We start from the raw sequence: 16,290 nt of genomic DNA, 5'->3' as shown, positions 1-16,290 counted from the left end.
AAATTCATGTGGCATGCCAGTTTTTGATTTGGTACAACTCAAGCATGAGATGTTGCGCGCTGCTGTTTCTCCTTGTTTTTCCTATATTTGGCCAGCCGGCATGGCGCGAGGAAGGCTTGCTGGAGCTATCACGTAGCCCGCAGGCGAAGCTGCATCCGGTGCCCGTGAGAGCCGTTCAACTCACCGGCGGGTTCTGGACGGAAAGGCAGAGAGTCACCGTAGAGCGGTCGATCCCGACACTGCTCACCTTGCTGGAGGAACACGGCGTGGTGGACAACTTCCGGAGGCTGGGATCGAAGACGGACTATACGCCGAGGCGGGGTCCGCTGTACACGGACTCGGATCTGTATAAGTGGATAGAAGGAGCCGCATGGTCGTTGACGGCGCGGCCGGATCCGAAGCTGGAAGGGACGATCGACAGACTGGTCGATGTGATCCTGGCGGCGCAACAGCCGGATGGCTACCTGAACACCTATTGGGTGGAGGAGCGCGCCGGGCAACGCTGGCAGCAGCAGACATCGGGACATGAACTGTATTGCCTGGGTCACATGATCCAGGGGGCGATCGCCTACTACCGGGTGACAGGCAAGCGGAAGTTACTGGACGGATCTATACGATTTGTAGAGTACCTGCTGCGGGAGACGGGACCGGGGAAGCAGCCGCTGCTCACGGGGCATCCTGAACTGGAACTGGCCCTGGCGGAGTTGTACAGAACCACGGGAGACCAGCGGTATCTGAAACTTGCGGGCTATCTGCTGAGTGGTGTGGAGCGGGACCGGCTGAAGCTGCGGCCGTCGCAACTCGAATACATGTTCAGCGGCAGTCCATTCACTGAACGGACCCAATTCGAGGGGCACGCGGTAAGGGCGCTGTATGCGGCGACGGGCGCGGCAGACTACTACCTGGAAACCGGCGATCCGGCCTACTGGAAGACGCTGGAGAAGCTGTGGGCGGACCTGGTAAACAGCAAGATGTTCGTCACGGGCGGAGTGGGCTCGAGAGCATCGGGCGAGTCGTTTGGAGACTCGTATGAGTTGCCAAACCGGCAGGCATATACGGAGTCGTGCGCGGCGATTGCGGGCTTCCTGTTCAACCAACGGATGCTGGCGGCGACGGGCGACGCGAAGTATACGGATGTGATGGAGCGGGCGCTGTACAACGGGATCAATTCCGGGATGTCGCTGGACGGCACGCTGTACTGCTACCGGAATCCGCTGGCGAGTGGCGGAGAAAAGATCCGAAATCCCTGGTATGACACTTGCTGCTGCCCTCCGAACCTGCAGCGGACGTTCGCGGCCCTGGGCGGATATTTTTACTCCACTTCAAAAGATGGGATCTGGGTTCATTTTTTTGACAACAGTAAACTTGACTGGCGACTGGAGTCGGGAACGAGGATCCAGGCGGAGGTGAAGACCGGGCAACCGTGGGCCGGAGATGTGGAGATTGCAGTGAATCCGGAGAAGCCGGAGACCTTTACGCTCTACGTGAGGATCCCGGGCTGGTCGGAGAAGAGTGTGATCTGGATCAATGGGAAGGCGGCAGGTCAGAAGGTCAGCCCCAACACCTATGTGGCCTTGCGCCGCGAGTGGAAGGCGGGCGACCGGGTGCGGGTGGGCCTGGACATGGAACCGCGGCTGCTGAGGGCGAATCCGCGGGTGCCGGAGGATTACGGCAAGGTGACGGTTCAGAGAGGCCCTCTGGTGTACTGCCTGGAGCAGGAAGACCAGGCGGGGACGCCGGTCTTCGATGTGGCGGTCTCACTGCCTGCGGCGTTGGTGCCGGAGCAGAAGCCCGGGCTGCTGGGCGGGATCACCGTGCTGCATCACAAGGGCCTGACGTTCGGCGCGCCGCTGGAGTCCTCGCCGCTCTATTCGACGAAGGAGTTGAAGCCGGGCAAACAGGCTGAGCTGACCTTCGTTCCTTACTACGTCTTTCACAACAGGGGTCCGGCGAGAATGCAGGTTTGGCTGCCGGCGGTGCAGGTACCCCAGACACCCAGAGATCAACCAGCGCGCTGAGGATGCAGACGGAGCCTGCGCCGGCGTTAGGGTTTCGCCGGCTTAAGAATCTGCTCCACCTGCGCCGGAGTGAGCTCGACGGCTGGCGCAAAGGCGGGGCTTGCCATGTAGTCCAGCAGAGCGCGATAGAGCTGGCGGGCGACGGGCCGGTGGTCGAGATCGGACTCGAGGTCGAGCGAAACGGCGAGGAGCCTTCCCTTCCCCACCGCGGCTTCCACGACCGCGCCCAGGCGGTGGTTGCGATGGTAATCATCGATCACCTGGACCACGGGCCGCAGGGCCAGGGGCTGGCCGTCCAAGAGAAATGCCTTGGCCTGGTGAGTGAGCTCCCACCACTGCCAATTGGAGTGGCCTTCGTTGGGGAAGGCTTTCAGGGCCGGGTGGGCGGGGTCGCACAGGACGCCCATCGTGCCGTCCTGTTTGGGGAACCAGCTGAGCGACCAGAAGACAGGCTGGAAGCTCATGGGCAGCCCGGCGGACTTCGCCAGCAGCAGGACACGGCCTCCCTGCTGAAGTTCGCGGCGAGCGGCCTCGTTGAATGACGAGGTGACAAGGATGCCCGCGGACGCGGCCGTTTCGAGCTGTTTCGGATAGACCCAGATATCCCAATCGTTCTGGAAGCCGGAGAGAGAGACGGTGAGTTTGAGCCGGGCGGCCCGGTGCACGGCCGCCAGCGGGGCGTGGATTTCCATGAGGGGCGTGAGTTCGCCCACTGGAGCCTTGATTGAGGGGAGGGTGCCTGTACCAATGGACTGACCGGACTCATCGGTGAGCGTCCAGCGCGCGGCGCCGGCGAGTGGCCGTTTGCTGTAATTGGCAATCTCCGTTCTGGCGGTGAAAGTCTCGTCGTTGGTCCAGACAAACTTGGAGAAGCGTGCGAGCGGCACGACAGGGCCGGCGAAGTTATTCATCTGCTGCGGTGTGAGGAGGCCCTTGGAGTCCCAGAACGAGTCCAGCAAGCCGATGAGGGCCTCTCCCTGTCCCGGGAAGTCCTGGAGCTGCAGCAACTGGTAGCCCCCGATGCCGGGCGTACGCAGGACGGACTCGATGTCCTCCTTGTAGAGTTGCCACGCGAAGCGTCCGGAGGCCTGCTGGAAAGCCTCGGCCTGATCGAGCATGCCCTGGGACTCGAGCTTCGCGCGGAAGGCTTCCAGATTACGGGGCTTGAGGACGCCGGTGTATTTGGCAATTTCCCGGTAGTCGGGATAGGTCACCCACTGGCCCAGTTCGTGGGCCACGAGTGGCACGGTGATGCCTTCCATGCGCTTGGCATAGTCGATATCGGTGCCTGTGAAAGTCTTCTCCCAGCGATCGCCGTGGATGCGGAGGTAGCCGCCTTTGGTGCGTTGGGCGATGTAGAACTCAGAGGTCTCGCCCGGGACGAGGCGCACGTAGTCAGCCGAGAACGTGAAGAGGCGGCGCGGATCGGCCTGGATGAATTCGCCGACCAGATTGTCCATGAACTTGAAATCGCCGCGCAGTTCATTGCCCAGTCCCATGGCGATGAACGAGGGATGGTTGCCATAGGCGCGAAGGATGCGGAAGCCCTCCTGGCGCATGAAACCATCCAGTTTCTCGTCGAGGCCGGCCTTGCCGCTCCATACAGGAAGCTCGACGTAGAGGAGGAACCCGGCGCGGTCGGCCGCGGCGAAGGCAGCCTCGGGCGGGCACCAGGAATGAAAGCGGAAGGAGTTGAGACCGTGCTCGCGGGCGATGCGATACAGGCGCTCCCAGGCGGCTTCGCTGGTGGGCGGATAGCCGGTGAGGGGGAAGATGCTGCACTCGAGCGTGGCGCGGAGCAGCAGGGGCCGGCCGTTGAGCCGGAACTGCCCTCCGGCAGTGGTGAACTCACGGAGGCCGTAGTTGAGCTGGTAGCGCTGATTGATGGCGCCCGCGATGAGGGTGACTTCCTGGGATTGCAGGTTGCCTTCGTACTCGTCCCACTTCTTGGCGGCAGGATCGGGCGGCAGGGTGAGAACGACTTTGCGCTCGGCGTCGAGGGCCGTGACCTTGAGGAAAGAGTTCCCAGCGCGAAGTTCGGCATCGACAGGGCGTCCGGTCGAATTGCGCAAGGTGACCTCGACGCGGCCCTGGGAGTAGACCTGGGCATCTTCGATCCAAACCGGTGGCGTGGCGCGCAGTTCGATGCGGCCGATGATGCCGTTCCAGTTGGTTTGTGTGTGTTCCCCGACGCTGTGCGCGTCGCGGCCGACATCAATCTTGTAACTGTTGTCTACTTCGATGCGCAGCTTATGCAGCCCCGGGGTGAGGGCCTGCGAGACGTCATAGACGTGGGGCGTGGAGAGGCTGTTGCGGGTACCGATCGCCTGGCCATCGACTTCGAGGGTTGTCTGCCAATGGGCACGCTCCAGGAACAGGGTGATGTGGTGGCCGCGCCACGGCTCGGGTATCAGGATGGAGCGTTCGAAATGGACAGCGCCTTCAAAGGTGGCGGGACGGGAGAGCCAGCCCTTCTCGGCGCCTTCGGTCTTCTTGCCATAGCCCGCCTGGTCGGTGCTGCCGGGCAGGAAGATCCGGCCGCCTTCGAACGTCCACTCACCGGAGAGGTCAAGACGGGCGGCCTGACCGTGCAGGATGCCCGCAGCCAGAAGGAGTACAGAGACAAGTCGGCGCATTCACGGACTACTATATCCGAATCTCCGACGGCGGCCGCGCTCTGGATTATTCGATACCCAGGCGTTTCTGCATTTCTTCGAGGGAATGGCCCTTGGTCTCCGGATACCACAGCAGCACGACGAAGAACTGAACAGCCATCATGACCGCGAAGAAGACGAAAGGCGCCGCGCCGGAGGTGGCGGCAATCACCGGGAAGATGCCGGAAAGGACGGCGTTGGCGGCCCAGTGAGTGAAGCTGCCGAGTGACTGCCCCTTGGCGCGAACGCGATTGGGGAAGACTTCGCTGAGGTAGACCCAGATGACCGCGCCCTGGGAAAAGGCAAAGAAGGCGATGAAACCGACCAGGAGCCAGACGAGCAGGTGCTGATTGGCTTTGGTGGAGAAGATCCAGGAGACGCCGGCCAGGCAGATGGCGGTGCCGACTGACCCGACCAGCAGCATGGTCTTGCGGCCGATTTTGTCGATGACGGTCATGGCCAGCATGGTCGCCAGCAGGTTGGTGGCACCGATGGCCACGGCCTGCAGGTCGCCCGAGACTTTGGAGAACCCGGCCTGGGCGAAGATGTCGTTCAGGTAGTAAAGGATGGCATTGATGCCACTCAACTGGTTGAACATGCCGATGGTGACCGCGAGAAAGATGGGAAAGCGGTATTTCCAGGAGAACAACGGCTCGTTGGCATGGCCGTGATCGGCATCAATGGACTTAACGATGTCGGTGAGTTCTGCTTTGTAATTGGGTTCACCGCTGAGCCGGAGAATCTCGCTGGCTTCGGGTGCGCGGCGCATCTTGACCAGCCAGCGCGGGCTCTCGGGAATGGTGAAGAGCATCACGAGGAAAAACGCGGCGGGAAACGCGGCTACGCCGAGTTTCCAACGCCACTCCGAGTCGCCCAAACCGGCCAGCCCAACCATGAAGTTAGAGAAGTAAGCGAGCAGGATGCCGAAGACGATATTGAACTGGAACATGCCCACCAGGCGGCCACGCCAGCGGGCCGGAGCAATTTCGGCGATATACATGGGCCCGAGCACCGAGGATCCGCCGATGGCCAAACCTCCCAGGAAGCGGGCGGTGACAAACGAATACCAATCCCAGGCGAAGGCACAGCCGAGAGCGGAGAGCAGGTAAAAGACGGCCAGGACGCGCAGGCTGGCGCGGCGGCCGTATTTATCACCCGGAATGCCGGCGAAGATGGAACCGAGAATCGTGCCGTAGAGGGCGGAGGCGACAGTGAACCCGAGCAGGCTGGGCGTGAGGGCGTAGACGGTGGTGAGGGCGTGGGTGGCACCCGCGATGACGGCGGTATCGAACCCAAAGAGCAGCCCACCCAGGGCGGCCACAATGGTTGCCTTCAACAGATAGGAGTTGAGCTTCATAGATAGCGGCCTGCGCGATAGCGGCGGAGCTTGTCGCGCGCAAGGTGCGAATGTATCACAAACAGCGGCCAGGGGACGGGCCGGTTTCGGATGTGAAGGACTTGGAAGGGGTTGGACGATCGGCAGCCGCCGGGGCCGGTTCCCGCTAGGGCTGCATGCGTTTGAGCAGTTGAATCTGACCGGCGTGGTAAAGGTGGTGCGCGGCCACGCCGCGAATGAGGTGGATCTTATTCCGGTCGAGATTTGCCATCTGCGCCACGGCGGCCCGCCACTCCTTGTGTTGAGCCGTCAGAAGCTGAATCGCCTTCTTCCATTCCATCGCCGAAGCATCCTCGGGCACAGGAAAGAAGTTCGAGCCCTTCAGGGGGAACGAACCGCGTTTATCGCCCGTGAGACGGCGCCGGCCGACGTAAGTCCAATAGGCGCAGTGCAATGTCAGCTCCCAGATGCTGTGACGGCCGGGCGCCGGACGCCAAGCGGCGGCCTGCGCGGTGACGCCCCGCAAGGCACCACGGAGGTTCGGCCCATGCCACGACTTGCGATCAAAGGCTTCGTCGATGGCGTCCAGCAGGAGAGAGAGATCAGAGGCCAAGCGTTATGCTCCTTGTAAGCAATGGGGCAGATGCTGCGATTATGCCGCAGATCTTTCCAGAATGGCCGTGGGGTGGGAAGCATACACTGGGTGTGGAGGAAAATCCATGGGACGCGGTTGGATATTGGCCCTGATTGTGGTGGTGCTGATGGGCAGCCGGTGGGTGGCCGGGTTTGCGATCGAGTATGAGTGGTGGCACGAGATGGGCCAGGTGGAAACCTGGATCCAGATGTTGAGCTACGGTTCAGTGCCCGTAATCGGTGCGGGACTACTGGCGTTCCTGGCATTCTGGTTAGCCCATGCGCGTGGGATGAAGCATGCCGGCACCGGATTGCGGGAGCATCCGGGCTATGCCAAGCTGGCTACGTTCGTGGCGCTGCTGCTGGCTACGCTGGTGGCCGTGTCGACCGTGGATTCGTGGACTGTGGTGCGCTGGTTTGGCGGTCACGGGCTGGATTCCGGCGCCTGGCGCGATCCGGTCTTCGGTCATCCTCTCTCCTTCTATTTCTTCGACCTGCCGTTTCTGGGCGTGATTCTGCGGTATTTGCTGACGGTGTCGGTGGTGGCGGCGCTGGCGCACTGGCTGACGGCGCGCGGCTGGAGCCTGAAGGATCAACTCCCGGACTGGAATCCGCAGGAAGGCATAAAGCTCGACATGGGCAGCTTCAGCCTGCACGGCGCGCTGGACTCCGGATTCCTGAGAGGTATCGCGGTATTCTTCCTGGCGGCCTGGGCGGGCAAGTTCTACCTGGACCGCTATGACCTGCTGCTGGACGATCACGGCTCGCTGGTGGGTGTCGACTGGGTGTCCGAGAACCTCACCTTGCCGCTCTTGTGGCTCAACATCGGCGCGGCGCTGATTGCCGCTGCCGGGATTCTGATGCGGAAACCGAAGATGCTGCTCCTGCTGGTGGCTACCTATGTGCTGCTGGTGGCTGCACCCATGGTGGTGACGACGGTATATGTCCGGCCCAGTGAGATCACGATCCAGAAACCGTACATCAAGCGGCACATTGAAGCGACTCGGGCGGCCTACGGCCTGGGCACCCGTACGAAAGAAATCGATTATGCCGCCAAGCTGGAGGCGCCCATCGACTTCTCCAAACACCGCCAACTGCTGGACAATGTCCGGCTTTGGGACTGGCGCGCGTTCCATGACACTGTGACGCAGATCCAGGCACTGCGGCCGTATTACGTCTTCCACGATAGCGATGTGGACCGTTATCAGGTGGATGGGCAACTGCGGCAAGTACTGGTGACCCCGCGCGAAATCGACGTTGCGCAGCTGCCTGGAGACGCCCGGGCGCGGTGGATCAACCCGCACTTCATCTACACGCACGGATACGGGATGGTGGTGGCGGAGGCCGCCCGAATCACCAAGGAGGGCCTGCCGCTGCTGCTAGTGCAGGACGCTCCGGCGGTGGTGAAGACCCCTTCCCTGAAGCTGACGCGGCCGGAACTGTATTACGGAGAGGTGTCGCACGACCCGGTGTTCGTCCACACGAAGCAGCCGGAATTCAATTACCCCTCCGGAGCGGGCAATGTGGAGACCCGCTACGAGGGCAAGGGCGGATTCCCGATCTCGTCTATTCCCATGCGGTTAGCAGCAGCACTGTCGACCGGCGACTGGAACATCCTGCTGACTTCATATTTGGCTCCGGAGAGCCGCATGATGATCCGGCGGAAGGTGCGCGACCGGCTGGCGGCTATGGCCGGCTTCGTGGTCTGGGATGCCGATCCCTACCTGGTGATCACCAAGGAAGGGCGCCTGATGTGGATGGTGGATGGCTACACCACGAGCGATGCACACCCTTACTCACGCGCGTTCGATCTGGGTGACGTCGGCCGGATCAACTACATCCGGAACTCGGTCAAAGCGACCGTGGATGCCTACGACGGCAGCGTCAACCTTTTCGCGTTTGGCGAGCACGATCCGCTGTTGGCCGCCTATCAAAAGCTGTTCCCCAAGCTGATTAAGCCCTGGTCCGCCATGCCGGATGATCTCAAAGCGCATGCGAGATACCCGGAGCTAATCTTTCGATTGCAGGCAGAGGTATATCGGACCTATCACATGACGAATCCCGAAGCCTTCTTCAACAAGGAAGACCAGTGGGATATCGCACGAAACCTGAACGGACCATCTGGAAAGCCGGAACCTGTCGCTCCGACGTATGTCGTGGCCACCCTGCCTGGCAGCGATGAACCCGAATTCCTCCTCATGACCACGTTCACTCCGCGGAACAAGGACAACCTGATCGGCGTGATGGTGGCGCGGTGCGACGGTGCCGCGCTGGGTGAACTGCAATTTCTACAGCTGTCAAAACAGGAACTGATCTTTGGGCCGATGCAGATTGAGGCGCGGATCAGCCAGGACCAGAACATCTCGAAGGACCTGACGCTGTGGAACCAACAGGGCTCCCAGGTGTTGAGAGGACAGATGTTAGTCCTGCCGGTGGAGAACACGCTGCTCTACATTGAACCGATCTACATCCAGGCGTCCGAGGCGCGAATGCCGCAACTGAAGAAAGTGGTTGTGGCGATGGGCAACCGGCTTATCTATACAGATACCTATGAGCAGGCGTTGAGCGAACTCACCGGGACTCCAATCCCGGCTCCCCAGGGCAAGGGGCAGCCGGTTTCAGCGGGGAGCGGAACGCCGCCGTCTCCGGGCAGTGCCACACAGGATGCGGCGAATCGGCTGAAGGATGAAATACAGGCACATCTGAAGCGTTATAAGGAATTGATGGCACAGGGTCAGTTTGCCGAGGCCGGCAAAGAAATCGAGGCCCTGGACCGATTGGCAAGGCAGCGCTAGCCAGCAATATAAACCCATATTGGGACAATGGCATCTCGAATTATTCGGCCATAAGATGTACACTTGAAAACGATGGACTCCGCGATGCCCGCTTCGGCAAAAATTCTCGTCGTCGACGATGACGCGGCGGTACGCGAAGTGGTCGCCTCGATGCTTCGCACCGCGGGCTATACGGTATCGCTGGCCGCGAATGGCCGGGAGGCGCTGACTTCATTGCAGCGTGAGCAGTTCCGGGTCATCATCACGGATCTGGTTATGCCTGAACAGGAAGGCATCGAGACCATCAAAGTAATCAGGCGCGACTATCCGGACGTGCGAGTGATTGCAATGTCAGGGGCTTTTGGTGGCGACTACCTGCGGATAGCGGGCTATTTGGGAGCGCATGGAACACTCGCCAAGCCATTGCAGTTGTCGACCGTGCTGAAGGCCGTGTCGGACGCGCTGGCCTTCTAGGTCCTCTAGTCGCTCGATCTAAACAAATCAGGCCCGCTGCCCTACGAAGAGGGAAGCGGGCCTGATTTGTATTAGGAGTCAATTAGCTGTTGGCGACCTGGCGGCCAAAGCGGCGGGAGACGCCGGTGAGGTTGCGACGGTTGCGGCGGGTTTCCAGCATCTGTTCGCGGGCATTTTCGACCGCCTGAACGATGGGCTGGAGTTGCGATTCGGAAGCACCCCAACTGAAGATGATGGAGACGGAGCCGAGCGAGCGCAGTTGGTAATCCCAGAGGCGTTCCGATACCAACTGGATGCGGCGCTTTGCGGAAGCGCCGTTTTCGCGGCTGAAGATCAGGATGAACTCGTCTTCAGCGATGCGGCAGGCAAAGTCCTGTTCGCGGGTGAGCGACATGACCAGACGGGTGACGGAGGCCATGATCTGCTCGATGGCAGGCTTACCCTGATCGGCCATGAGGCGGACGTAATCGACCACGCTGACGGCGATTACCAGGCCGGAGAATGGGGCTTCGTCCTCAAGAAGGCGAGCCAATGCCGTTGGTTCGTGGAAGCCGCCAGGCAGCACCAACGTGGGCGGAGCCGGAGGTTCCTGTTCGGCCCGGGCTTGCGCGGCGGAGCGCATTTCCACGACCTTCGGACGCATTTCGCTCTGCGGGGCCGCGACGACAGGAGCTTGGGCGACCGGCTCCGGGACAGCCGGCCTGTAAGCGAACGGATCATCGGAGGGGGCCGGATCAAGCGAAGCGGCTCCTGAGAACGAAGGCTCCGCCTGGGCGAACGTAGGTTCCGTGAAGGACGGTTCAGTCTGGGCTGCATCCGGCCCGAGGCTCCAGGTGGAGGGCTCGGCGCCTGTCAGCCAGATAGAGGGCTCGGAGGGCGCGTCGGCAGGCTGCGAAGTTTCGGGCGTCATGCCGGCACCAACAGGCTGAGAGTCTGCCAGCGCTTCGTACCAGGCTGGAGCCACGGAATGATCAGCCTCCGCAACCGCTTCAGCCCACATAGCGTCGGACATCGCAGGGAGGACGACAGGCCCGGCTTCGGCAACCGGTGTGTACCAAGCCGCCGCTGTCATTTCGGCCACGACGGGCTCAGGTTCGGTGATCGCTTCGGGCCAGGTTGCCGCGGTCATTTCGGCTACGACAGGCTCCGGTTCGGAGATCACTTCGGGCCAAGTTGCCGCGGTCATTTCGGCTACGACGGGCTCCGGTTCGGAGATTGCCTCGGGCCAGGTCGCCGCCATTTCGGCTGCGACGGGCTCCGGTTCGGAGATCGCCTCGGGCCAGGTCGCCGCCATTTCGGCTGCGACGGGCTCAGGCACTGCAATGGGTTCGGACGGAGATTCGGCAACTAGCGGAGCGAATACGGGCTCGGGTTCCGACGTGGACTGACTCGAGGAGGAGCCGGAAAGCTGATCCAGAGACAGGAAGGTATCGGTGAACTCCGAAGCGGGCAGGACATCGTCGTCCCGGAGTACCCGAATCCGCACGACCTGGATCTCTTCGTCGGCGCCCGATTCGAACATGGTGGGCTCGAAGATCGCGGCGGCCGCGGTCTCCAGCACCAGCGGCTCAACGACCGGTGTCAACTCGGGTTCGATGCGCGCCAGTGTCGGGATCTCGGCATAAACCGGCATATCCTCAATCAGAGAATAGTCAGCGGTAAACGCGGGCTCCTCGATGGCGGTGGCGAACGCCGTTTCGGGGGCAAGAGCTTCGACCTGCTCCAGAACCGGCGATTCCATCACTTCGGCGACTTCGACCGTCTCCGGCACTTCGGCCATCGCAGCGGTGGCCATCGTTTCGGCAACCAGGCTTTCGACCTGCTCCAGAACCGGCGATTCCATCACTTCGACGACTTCGACCGTCTCCGGCACTTCGGCCATCGCAGCGGCGGCAATCGTTTCGGGAACCAGGCTTTCGACCTGCTCCAGAACCGGCGACTCCATCACGTCGGCGACTTCGACCGTTTCCGGTACTTCTGCCATCGCGGCGGCGGCCACAGTTTCGGGAACCAGGGGTTCGACCTGCTCCAGAACCGGCGATTCCATCACTTCGGCGACTTCGACCGGTGTTTCGAACGTCGATTCGACGAGGGGTGCTTCGAACGTGGCGGATTCCAGCGTTACTTCTTCCGCGGCGGCGACCATGAGAGGCTGAGACTCGGCGCTGGGCACCTCTGAGGTGGCCAAGGGCTCGACCGTCTGGGCAAACTGCTCGATGGAGGGCGGAACGATCTCGAACTCCGGCACTTCCGTGTGGAGTTGGAGAGCTGGGAGAGAGGACTCTGTCCGGGCGACAATCGTCTCCGAGGGCAGGCTGGCCACGCTACCGGAGAGGATAGCGGGAGCAGACATTACCAGGGAGAGTTCAGTCGCTTGGGACAATTGGCACACAGCAGCGGGCTGCTGTGCGAAGGGCAGAATGGACTCGGCTGCCACTTCGGCGGGCTCTGGCTGACCGGCAGCCGCGGCCACTTGCGGCGCGACGGGCGCAGTGGTGAGCGGTTGCTGTGCATCGACCAGCGCCGGCGCGTGAACGGTTTGTGATTTCGATTGCGCCTGTTCCGCAAACATCTCGCGGGCGTCAGGCGATTCGAGGTTGGCAATGGCGGGCACCGCCTGAGCGGCCGGCGCCGCTACAGGAGCTTGCTCGAGGCGTTGAGCCTGGGCCATGAGCACCCTGGCTTCGGACTGCGCCAGAAGCGGCTGGGCGGACGGGATACCGGTCTGGTCGGGCTGGGCGGCGAATTCGTGCCTGGTCGATTGAGCCACCGGCACCGCAAGGGGCATCGGAGCCGGCGCGACGGAGACCTGGGCGGCCGCGGCCGGGGCCGTTTCGACAGGGTGAACCGGCTCGACGGCGGGCGCTTTCGGTTCGACTTCCTGATGCTTGCGGATGACGATATCCTGCGCCCAGCTCGCGACGGATTCCTGGCGGGGCGGAGGAACGGGCCTTTCTTCTGAACGGCGGCCACCGCGGCGGCCGCGGGCGGAGCGTTCCGACTGAGCGCGTTCGAAGAGCTCGCGGGCGTCGGTGACTGGAGTGGAGAGGGGGGCAGGTTGCGGAGCAGGCGTCTGCTGCGCCCGGGCGACAGGCTGTGCCACCGGCACCGGGGCGGCGGCCGGACGGCCGACCAGAGCTCCCTGCACCTTGGCAACTACCTCAATCGTCTGCTGTTGAACCTTCTCGACAAGGTCGTCACGCTTGTCGCGCTCATCCTCACGAACACGCATGACGATGTTGGCTTCCCGAAGTTGCTCATTACTGCCCTTCAGGAAATCACAGATCAGCGCGACGAAGGCGGCCCCGAGAATGACTACCAGGCTAACGAAAACCTGGATTTCAATTGCGCCCATGGAAATACCCTAAGCAAGATTGTAGGGGTTGGCAGTAGTCAGGCAAATAGGACTAGGGACTCAAATGGCACTGGTACCTTAGCTCGGCTTAGGGGGAGCAATCGTACTAGCCGAGTGGGTCGATATACCTAATAGTTCTAAGGTTTACAGCTTAGTACTCTAGGTGTTCCCGCTCTATTCACCAGCGAATTTCCCGGCCACGGGATCAGGTCAATTCGCAGGATACGGTCGGCGGGAGAGCCCGCCGGAGGAGGAGGAAGACGACCGCGCGGGCGGCGGCGTAACCTGGGGTCCGCCGACCCGGGGCGGAGCAATGCCCGCCAATTCCTCGTCGGAGAACTTGAGACTACGATCGATGACCATCTCGATGGTCGAGCCGCGTTCGATGATCGCGTCGGGGCCGCGTGTCATAAGGATACCGGCCAATCCGGCGGCTGCCCCGGCGGCCGCGCCGATTCCGGCGCCCGTACCGGTGCGGGTAGCAACTCCACCGATCATGGTGCCCCAGCCGGCTGCTTCACCCACCTTGGTGGCGTCGGCAGCCTTCGAACCGTCCCCCTCCACTTTGCCTTCCGTACGGTCCACCTTACCCGGATTGGAGCCGTCAACGGTGCCCAGCGAGGCGCGGAAGTCGCGGGTGACGCCGTTCGGGAGCGTGAGGGAATCGAACCGGACATAGAGTTCAGCCCGGCCTTTCACCTTACCTGCCCGTTTCACCTGAGTGACGGTACCGGTGACATACGAGCCGGGGGGAATCACAATGCGGCCATCTGAAAGGATGGGGAAGTTGGTCTGAAGGTAGACGCGATCACCCACGGCGGCGGACTTAGTACTGATGCTATTGATCAACTGGAGCGGAATCTTGCTGCCGGCCGCGACGGTATAGACCCTCTGATCGCCTGCGGACTGAGCGTTCTGGGCAGCAGGCCAGCCGGATTGTCCGGCCTGCTGGGCGAGCAGGGCGAAGGCAAACAATGGGGTGATGCAGACAGCTCGGATGTGCACAATGTGCTCCCTACTCATAGACTAACCCCAAGGCTGAGGTTTGGGATGGGTTTTTCCACACTGAAACCGCATGAATCCACTGGGTCCACCCATGCGCGACAGCGAAGCACCCGCAGAGGCCGGGCTCACTTGATTGAACGTAGAGGTGGGGCATCCGGTTGCGGCGGGTTGGGTTTGAATCTGAGCCGGTTGCCGGCTTGCGTGCCGGCGCCGGCGATGTCGAGAGTGACTTCGGGGTCTTCGGCCAGCTGCTCCGGAAGTAGCACATGGATCTCATAAACCCCGGGGAATCCTGGACTTAGTCCGACGTATCCGAGCCGCTCAGGCACCACGCACTCGCCGTCAAACAGAAGACAAAACTGATCGAGATGAGCCAGGGGCGCCTTGGCGCGGGGCATGGAGCGGTAAGGGAGGATGGGCCGGGACTCCCCCAGGCCGGCAGCATAGAGGACAACCGACTCCCCGGGACGAGCCGGATGGGCGGCGTCAATCCACTCCATCGAGTCCAGATGACGGCCCAGGACAAAACCTGTTTCCATCAGGAACCAGGCTGGCGCGGCCTGCAGGAGTTGAACCCGGATGGTTGGACCGCTCAGGTTCTTGTAGGTGAGGACTATATTTACGGGTCCGGGGCGAAGCTCAGACGGAACCAGGAAGGTCACAACATCCGGAGAGATATACTCCAACGGCACCAGGAGACCACTGACCTTCACAACGACGGCAGTGCCTGAGAGCAAGGTGGGCAGCGTGTCACCCTGCAGGTCGCTGTCGACGCGAGCCCGGCTGTAGGGAGCCAGGTCTTTGCCGTAGATGGCGGCAAGCGTGTTGGGCGCCAGCCGGCCGATCTCGCCGCTGGCAAGGTTAACGATGCTGTCCGCGGAGTAGGACGGCGCCTGCCTCTGCGTTTCGCTCCTGGCCGTGATGACACACAAGAGGAGGGCCAGCGCCGAACAGATTGGGCGCATGGGCGATCGATCCAGATTCTACGCCCGGTCGGCGGCCGTGTCCATACCCCCACTTCTTCAGAGGGGTAGATCGCTTATGCCAAAGCCAGTGCCTTGCGAGTCATGGTAGCGACCGGCACATTCTCCAGCTCTTCCATCTGGAACCAACGAAAGCCTTTAGGAGCTTTGGCGGCCGAAGCACGGTAGACCTCGATCGTATAATCGTGGTGGGTGATGGAGTGCTTGAACGAACCCAGGCATTCGCCGCGTTCCGCAGCCGGCATGTCACGGGCCGCGGGTAATTCCCAGAATCCAGCCAGTTTGGACTCGGTGGTACCGCGCTGGCGCAGCAGGATGCTACCGTTCTTCTCTACCAGAAACAGCTCCATGGCCAACTTGACCGGATCGCGTTTCTTCAACTTGATGGGCAGTTCGCCCTGGATGCCGGCAGCGCGTGCCTGGCAGAGTTCGCGCCATGGGCAAAGGAGACATTGCGGGCTGCGGGGCAGGCAGACCGTGGCGCCGAGTTCCATGATGGCCTGATTGAAATCGGCAGGGCGCTTGGGGTCGAGCAGACGCTGGGCGTGCTCCTTGAGGCGAACCCGGACGGAAGAGTTCGAGATGTCGCCCTTCTCGAGGGTCATGCGCGAGATCACGCGCATGACGTTGCCGTCGAGCACGGCGTAGGGGAGAGAGAAACAGATGGAAGAGATGGCGGCCGCGGTGTAGTCCCCGACTCCGGGCAGGGTCCGGATCTCCTCGTAGGTTTCGGGAAAGCCACCGGCCGCGGTGATCTGGATAGCGGCGCGCTGCAGGTTGCGGGCCCGGGAGTAGTAGCCCAATCCCGACCAGATGGCGAGAAAATCCTGTTCCGGCGCCTGGGCGAGATCCTTCGGTTCGGGATAGCGCTCGAGGAAGCGCTGGTAATACGGGATGACCGCAGCGACGCGGGTCTGCTGCAGCATGATCTCGGAGACCATGATCTTCCACGGGTCGCGAGTGCGCCGCCACGGTAAATCGCGGCCGGCGGCGGTATACCAGTCGAGCAGAAGCTGATTGGCTTTGCGGGGCGGGGGGATGAGCATCCGATTGATACA

The 16,290-nt window shown here is 62.1% G+C and carries 10 protein-coding genes; 3 read left to right on the top strand and 7 right to left on the bottom strand.

The window, feature by feature from the left end; translation table 11 throughout:
• The first annotated feature begins 116 nt into the window (after window positions 1–116).
• Window positions 117–2,018: a glycoside hydrolase family 127 protein gene (locus tag ACR9Y2_RS13040; protein WP_435041746.1), complete on the top strand. Its 1,902-nt coding sequence runs from the start codon at window positions 117–119 to the stop codon at window positions 2,016–2,018.
• Between the two features lie 26 nt (window positions 2,019–2,044).
• Here the strand turns inward: ACR9Y2_RS13040 and ACR9Y2_RS13035 are convergent, their stop codons facing one another.
• The 3 genes from ACR9Y2_RS13035 to ACR9Y2_RS13025 all read right to left on the bottom strand — a co-directional run bounded on the left by ACR9Y2_RS13035 (window position 2,045) and on the right by ACR9Y2_RS13025 (window position 6,621).
• Complete coding sequence (locus tag ACR9Y2_RS13035; RefSeq protein WP_435041745.1) at window positions 2,045–4,654, bottom strand: glycoside hydrolase family 2; 2,610 nt, start codon at window positions 4,652–4,654, stop codon at window positions 2,045–2,047.
• A 46-nt stretch (window positions 4,655–4,700) separates the two neighbouring features.
• Complete coding sequence (locus tag ACR9Y2_RS13030; protein ID WP_435041744.1) at window positions 4,701–6,029, bottom strand: sugar porter family MFS transporter; 1,329 nt, start codon at window positions 6,027–6,029, stop codon at window positions 4,701–4,703.
• A 145-nt stretch (window positions 6,030–6,174) separates the two neighbouring features.
• Entirely contained in the window at window positions 6,175–6,621 is a 447-nt protein-coding gene (locus ACR9Y2_RS13025; protein ID WP_435041742.1) for a DinB family protein, read from the bottom strand.
• Window positions 6,622–6,727: 106 nt separating this feature from the next.
• Here ACR9Y2_RS13025 and ACR9Y2_RS13020 point away from each other — a divergent pair, with 106 nt between their 5' ends.
• Together ACR9Y2_RS13020 and ACR9Y2_RS13015 are read left to right on the top strand one after the other, a co-directional pair.
• Entirely contained in the window at window positions 6,728–9,436 is a 2,709-nt protein-coding gene (locus ACR9Y2_RS13020) for a UPF0182 family protein (RefSeq protein ID WP_435041741.1), read from the top strand.
• 72 nt (window positions 9,437–9,508) lie between these two features.
• Window positions 9,509–9,889: a response regulator gene (locus ACR9Y2_RS13015; protein ID WP_435044860.1), complete on the top strand. Its 381-nt coding sequence runs from the start codon at window positions 9,509–9,511 to the stop codon at window positions 9,887–9,889.
• A gap of 82 nt (window positions 9,890–9,971) precedes the next feature.
• On the opposite strand, the gene ACR9Y2_RS13010 is transcribed toward ACR9Y2_RS13015, so the two are convergent.
• The 4 genes from ACR9Y2_RS13010 to mutY all read right to left on the bottom strand — a co-directional run bounded on the left by ACR9Y2_RS13010 (window position 9,972) and on the right by mutY (window position 16,278).
• A complete protein-coding gene (locus ACR9Y2_RS13010) occupies window positions 9,972–13,244 on the bottom strand; it encodes a diguanylate cyclase domain-containing protein (protein ID WP_435041740.1) in 3,273 nt (1,090 codons plus the stop codon).
• A 210-nt stretch (window positions 13,245–13,454) separates the two neighbouring features.
• Complete coding sequence (locus ACR9Y2_RS13005; RefSeq protein ID WP_435041739.1) at window positions 13,455–14,249, bottom strand: hypothetical protein; 795 nt, start codon at window positions 14,247–14,249, stop codon at window positions 13,455–13,457.
• Window positions 14,250–14,374: 125 nt separating this feature from the next.
• Window positions 14,375–15,214 carry a hypothetical protein gene (locus tag ACR9Y2_RS13000; protein WP_435041738.1) on the bottom strand — a complete coding sequence of 280 codons (840 nt, stop codon included), beginning with the start codon at window positions 15,212–15,214 and terminating at the stop codon, window positions 14,375–14,377.
• Window positions 15,215–15,288: 74 nt separating this feature from the next.
• The gene (gene mutY / locus ACR9Y2_RS12995) at window positions 15,289–16,278 is read right to left on the bottom strand and encodes an A/G-specific adenine glycosylase (RefSeq protein ID WP_435041737.1); all 990 of its coding nucleotides are present in this window, start codon (window positions 16,276–16,278) and stop codon (window positions 15,289–15,291) included.
• Window positions 16,279–16,290 lie beyond the last annotated feature (12 nt).

Origin of the sequence: Paludibaculum fermentans, from assembly GCF_051172195.1 — a bacterium.
Taxonomy (GTDB): domain Bacteria; phylum Acidobacteriota; class Terriglobia; order Bryobacterales; family Bryobacteraceae; genus Paludibaculum; species Paludibaculum fermentans_A.
The sequence above is the reverse complement of the archived record's forward strand: the minus strand, read 5'-3'. Positions and strand labels throughout refer to the sequence as shown.

Bases quoted from the DNA above. Each gene is read 5' to 3' on its own strand.
- ACR9Y2_RS13010 (WP_435041740.1), bottom strand. From the start codon at position 13,244: ATGGGCGCAATTGAAATCCAGGTTTTCGTTAGCCTGGTAGTCATTCTC.
- ACR9Y2_RS13000 (WP_435041738.1), bottom strand. From the start codon at position 15,214: ATGCGCCCAATCTGTTCGGCGCTGGCCCTCCTCTTGTGTGTCATCACG.
- mutY (WP_435041737.1), bottom strand. From the start codon at position 16,278: ATGCTCATCCCCCCGCCCCGCAAAGCCAATCAGCTTCTGCTCGACTGG.
- ACR9Y2_RS13035 (WP_435041745.1), bottom strand. From the start codon at position 4,654: ATGCGCCGACTTGTCTCTGTACTCCTTCTGGCTGCGGGCATCCTGCAC.
- ACR9Y2_RS13020 (WP_435041741.1), top strand. From the start codon at position 6,728: ATGGGACGCGGTTGGATATTGGCCCTGATTGTGGTGGTGCTGATGGGC.
- ACR9Y2_RS13015 (WP_435044860.1), top strand. From the start codon at position 9,509: ATGGACTCCGCGATGCCCGCTTCGGCAAAAATTCTCGTCGTCGACGAT.
- ACR9Y2_RS13030 (WP_435041744.1), bottom strand. From the start codon at position 6,029: ATGAAGCTCAACTCCTATCTGTTGAAGGCAACCATTGTGGCCGCCCTG.